General features: G+C 61.7%; 5 protein-coding genes. 1 reads left to right on the top strand and 4 read right to left on the bottom strand.

All coding sequences use genetic code 11. From position 1 onward, the window contains the following. Positions 1-175: 175 nt before the first annotated feature. A complete protein-coding gene (pyk, locus tag HU811_RS24505) occupies positions 176-1,627 on the top strand; it encodes a pyruvate kinase (RefSeq protein WP_092393429.1) in 1,452 nt (483 codons plus the stop codon). A gap of 481 nt (positions 1,628-2,108) precedes the next feature. Here pyk and HU811_RS24500 read toward each other — a convergent pair whose 3' ends face one another. The 4 genes from HU811_RS24500 to HU811_RS27520 all read right to left on the bottom strand — a co-directional run. Then, the gene (locus tag HU811_RS24500) at positions 2,109-2,858 is read right to left on the bottom strand and encodes an enoyl-CoA hydratase-related protein (protein WP_186658573.1); all 750 of its coding nucleotides are present in this window, start codon (positions 2,856-2,858) and stop codon (positions 2,109-2,111) included. Between the two features lie 28 nt (positions 2,859-2,886). Beyond that, on the bottom strand, positions 2,887-3,822 hold the full coding sequence (locus HU811_RS24495) for an iron-sulfur-binding ferredoxin reductase (RefSeq protein WP_186658572.1): 936 nt from the start codon (positions 3,820-3,822) through the stop codon (positions 2,887-2,889). After that, on the bottom strand, positions 3,815-4,921 hold the full coding sequence (locus tag HU811_RS24490) for a GGDEF domain-containing protein (RefSeq protein WP_186658570.1): 1,107 nt from the start codon (positions 4,919-4,921) through the stop codon (positions 3,815-3,817). The genes HU811_RS24495 and HU811_RS24490 overlap by 8 nt, the downstream gene beginning before the upstream one ends. 91 nt (positions 4,922-5,012) lie before the next feature. After that, positions 5,013-5,253, bottom strand: a 241-nt coding sequence (locus HU811_RS27520) for a hypothetical protein (protein ID WP_225248487.1), incomplete at its 5' end; no start/stop codon positions are given.

Raw genomic sequence — 5,253 nt, 5'->3', positions numbered from 1 at the left:
AGCGGGAGCAAGCTCCCTCGCCACAAGAGCAATGTTCGGCTTTAGCGGTTAAAGGCGCAAAAATTTTCAAGAATGTTCATTTCGAAAAACAAACGAAAAAGTAGTGCACATGAACAATGACTACACCCAAAGAGCATAGTAGCCTTCGCTGGCGCTTGAACCTGAGGAGTCTTGCATGTCCGTCCGTCGCACCAAAATCGTCGCTACCCTTGGCCCGGCCAGTAACTCGCCGGAAGTTCTCGAACAGCTGATTCTGGCTGGCCTGGACGTTGCCCGTCTGAATTTCTCCCACGGCACCCCCGAAGAGCACAAGGCTCGCGCCAAGCTGGTACGCGACCTCGCTGCCAAGCATGGCCGTTTTGTCGCCCTGCTGGGTGACCTGCAAGGCCCGAAGATCCGTATCGCCAAATTCGCCAACAAGCGCATCGAGTTGAAAATTGGTGACACTTTCACCTTCTCCACCAGCCACCCGCTGACCGAAGGCAACCAGCAAGTGGTCGGTATCGACTACCCGGACCTGGTCAAGGATTGCGGCGTGGGCGACGAGCTGCTGCTCGACGACGGTCGCGTGGTGATGCGCGTCGACACCGCCACCGCCACCGAACTGAACTGCACCGTGACCATCGGCGGCCCGCTGTCGGACCACAAAGGCATCAACCGGCGCGGCGGCGGCCTGACAGCCCCGGCCCTGACTGAAAAAGACAAGGCTGACATCAAGCTGGCCGCAGAAATGGAAGTCGACTACCTGGCCGTGTCCTTCCCCCGCGATGCGGCTGATATGGAATACGCCCGTCAACTGCGCGACGAAGCCGGCGGCACCGCCTGGCTGGTGGCCAAGATCGAACGCGCCGAAGCCGTGGCCGACGACGAAACCCTCGATGGCCTGATCAAAGCCTCCGACGCAGTAATGGTGGCCCGTGGCGACCTGGGCGTGGAGATCGGCGACGCCGAGCTGGTGGGCATCCAGAAGAAGATCATTCTGCACGCGCGCCGCCACAACAAAGCGGTGATCGTCGCGACCCAGATGATGGAGTCGATGATCCAGAATCCGATGCCGACCCGCGCCGAAGTGTCCGACGTAGCCAACGCCGTGCTCGACTACACCGACGCGGTGATGCTCTCGGCCGAAAGCGCCGCCGGCCTCTACCCGCTCGAAGCGGTGCAGGCCATGGCACGCATCTGCATCGGTGCGGAAAAGCACCCCACCAGCAAGACCTCCAGCCACCGTATCGGCAAGACCTTCGAGCGCTGCGACGAGAGCATCGCCCTGGCGACGATGTACACCGCCAACCACTTCCCGGGCGTGAAGGCGATCATCGCCCTGACCGAAAGTGGCTACACGCCGCTGATCATGTCGCGCATCCGCTCCTCGGTGCCGATCTACGCGTTCTCCCCGCACCGCGAAACCCAGGCTCGCGCCGCTATGTTCCGTGGTGTCTACACCGTGCCGTTCGACCCGGCCGCCCTGCAACCGGGCGAAGTCAGCCAGGCTGCGGTGGACGAACTGGTCAAGCGCGGCGTGGTGCAAACCGGCGACTGGGTCATCCTGACCAAGGGCGACAGCTACCACACCATCGGCGGCACCAACGGGATGAAAATCCTGCACGTTGGCGACCCGATGGTCTGAGTGACCGACCGCTGAAAAACCAAAGCCCCGCCATGTGAATGGCGGGGCTTTTTGGTTTTTGCCGTCTGAAAAAGGTGTTGCCGGGGCTGGCGCAATCGCGAGCAGGCTCGCTCCCACAGGGGATCTGTGGTGTTCATGAATAATGTGTTCAACACAAACCCAATGTGGGAGCGGGCTTGCTCGCGAAAACGGTGGGTCAGCTTACTCCAATGTTGAATGTGCCGACGCCTTCGCGAGCAGGCTCGCTCCCACGGGGGATCTCTGGTGTTCATGGCTAATGTGTTCAACACCACTCCTTTGTGGGAGCGGGCTTGCTCGCGAAAGCGGTGGGTCAGCTTGCTCCAATGTTGAATGTGCCGACGCCTTCGCGAGCAGGCTCGCTCCCACGGGGGATCTCTGGTGTTCATGGCAAATGTGTTCAACACAAACCCAATGTGGGAGCGAGCCTGCTCGCGATTGCGCCAGCCCATGCACTACAAAACTAATGCCGGTTGATAAACCCAGACAACGCCTCTAACGCCTCGGGCGAGCGCAGTCGCTGGGTGAATAGCCTGCCCTCCTCTTCGATCACGGCACGCAGTTGTTCCCGGTCCGGGGCCTTCATCAGTTGTTTGCTGATGCGCACCGCTTCAGCCGGCAGCGATTCGAAACTCAGTGCCACGTCCCGCGCCTTGGCCAACGCCGCTTCGCCACTGTCCAGCGCCTCGGTGGCGATGCCCCAGGCTGCCGCCTGTTCGCCGCTCAAGCCCTCTCCCAACAGCAGCAACTGCGCGGCCCTGGCCTGGCCGAGCAGCCTCGGCAGGATCAGGCTGGAGCCGAATTCCGGACATAACCCCAGGCGGACGAACGGCATTCGCAGCCGCGCGTCCCGGCTGACGTAGACCAGGTCGCAATGCAACAGCAACGTGGTGCCGATGCCCACCGCCGGCCCGGCCACCGCGGCGATCACCGGTTTGCGGCAATCGAGCAGGCTGAGCATGAACTCGAATACCGGGTTGTCGAGATCGGCCGGCGGCTGTTCGAGAAAGTCGACAATATCGTTGCCGGCGGTGAAGCAGTCGTGGGAGCCGCAGATCAGCACCGCGCTGATCTGCGGGTCGACGTCAGCCATCGCCAAAGCTTGGGCCAATTGGCTGTACATGGCCCGGGTCAGGGCGTTTTTCTTTTCCGGGCGATTGAGGCGCAGGGTCAACAGGCCGCGTTCGCGTTCAAGCAGCAGGGTGTCGGTCATGGTCGGTCTCGCGTCTGAAGATCAGCGCTCAACCACGGGTCAGGAAGACATCGGCCAGCAGTTGATTACGCGGCAGGCCAGCCAGGTAAAGGCGCTTGGCAAAGGCCTCGACCCGGTCGGGATGGCCGCAGAGTAAGGCCTGGGTTTGCCGGGAAACAAGCCGCAGTTGCGCCAACGCAGACGGCGCCTCGGCCGTGGTCAGCAGCTCCACAGTGAGGTGTTGATGCTTGGCCGCCAGCGCTGCCAGGGGTTTGGCCAGATAGTGCCCGGCGGCATCATGGGCCACGTGAATAAGACGAATCGTGCCTTGGTGATGTTGATGCAGGGCTGAGCGCAAAAGCCCGAACAACGGTGCCAGGCCGGTGCCGGCGGCCAGTAGCCAGAGCGGCTTATCGTGCCACTCGGGATCGTAATGCAGGGCACCGCCGCGCAACTCACCGAGAAAAATCGGATCGCCCGCTTTCATCTGTCGCGCCGCATCGATGAACTGGCCGGGCTCACGGCAATCGAGGTGAAACTCCAGGAAGCGGTCTTCTTCGGGCAGGCTCGCCAGGGAATACGGTCGGGCGACATCACCGGCCCACAACACCAGGTGCTGGCCCGCCCGATAACGCAGCGCCCGCTCAGGAATAATGCGCAAGCGCAGCACGTCGGGACTCAGCCAATCCGCTGCCGTCACCCGGGCGGCACGGCCGTCGCGTTGCGGGTCAAAGGTGTGGATCTGCACATCCTCGATCACCTGGCACTGACACGCCAGCCGCCAGCCCTGCTGGCGCTGCGCGGGGCTCAAGGCGTCAGGCCGACTGTCGCGCACGTCACCGTTCACGCACTGCACCAGACACGCATGGCAGCTGCCGGCGCGACAACTGTAGGGTACGGCCACGCCGCCCTGATTCAATGTGTCCAGCAGATTGCTGCCCGCCGCCACCGTCCACTGCCGGTCGGCGACTTTTACTTCAGGCATCGACGTTCTCCCAGGCGGCGGCGCACCGATTGCGGCCGTCTCGCTTGGCACGGTACAAGGCTTGGTCAGCACGCTGCAACGCGTTGTCCAGATCGTCACCCGTCTCCAGCATTGTCATGCCCACTGACAGGCTGAGGGAGCCGACCTGCAAGCCGATCAACTCGACTTCAGTAAATGCCAACCGCAGCCGCTCGCAACAGGCCGTCAGCCGCGAGGGATCGCAGGCCGGCAGCAGCATGACGAACTCTTCGCCACCGTAACGGGCCAGGACGTCACCTTCGCGCAGGCAGGCCGTGGCGACGCTGGCGAACGCCTGAAGGACCTGATCACCGGCGGCGTGGCCGTGCAGGTCATTGATGCGTTTGAAATGGTCGAGGTCGATCAAGGCCAGGCCATGGGCAACACTGGGCCGGAGGGTATTGAGCTCACGGGACGCCAGGCGCAGGAAGTGTCGGCGGTTGAACAAGCCGGTCAGTTCATCCGTGGCCACCAGATCTTCGAGCTGACGCATCATGCCGCGCAGGGTGTCCTGGTGGGCCTGCAAGGCAAACCGCCGCTGACGCATACGTTGGCGCGAGTTCTGTACGTAACTGGCATAAAGCACCAGCCACACCAGCACGATAAACAGCACGCACACCTGCAACGCGGCGAGCGTGGGGTCGGGAAGCCTGAAGAAGTAACCGTCCCAGAGGGTAATGGCGGTGAAGCTGAAAAACACCAGCATCGCGCAGCGCACAAAGGCCCGACGGGACAAGTGGAACAGGCCGAACAGCAGGATCAGCACATAGAACACCAGGAACACGCCCCGAGCCTGGTCCAGATGCGCCATCATCCAGGTCTGCCACCCCAGGCCGATCAGTACCTGCATTTCCGTAAGACTGGGGTCGGCGAACCGCAGATTGCGGTCGGTGATAAACAGCGCGAACAGCCCTGCCTGGCACAACACCACCAACACGCTGCCGATGATGACATCGCGCAACGAATCGAGGTAATGACCACTGAAATATGCCAACCACAACAACACCAGTGCCAGCGCGTAAGTCGCGGCCGCCAAGGCGAAGCGTTTCAGCAAAAGACGTTGAATGGCGTTATGGGTCAATCGTTGACTCACCATGGGAAAGGAACTGACAGGAGGCGTCCTACGCTACAGGCCAGACGCCACTTTAGTGGCGTGCAGGGCAAATGACCATTCAATTCTGGAGCAGAAAAATGGCGTCAAAGCAATGGCCCAGATTGACGCAGTTGTTTGATGCTAAAGGGACCTTGTGGTGATGGGATTGATCTGTGGCGAGGGGATTTAATTTATCTGTGGCGAGGGGATTTATCCCCGTTTGGCTGCGCAGCGGCCCCAAAACAGTCGAACGAGATCGACCTGACACACCGAGTTGCCTGGTTATGGGACTGCTGCGCAGCCCAGCGGGGATAAATCCC

This window comes from Pseudomonas tehranensis (assembly GCF_014268615.1).
GTDB lineage: Bacteria > Pseudomonadota > Gammaproteobacteria > Pseudomonadales > Pseudomonadaceae > Aquipseudomonas > Aquipseudomonas tehranensis.
The sequence above is the reverse complement of the archived record's forward strand: the minus strand, read 5'-3'. Positions and strand labels throughout refer to the sequence as shown.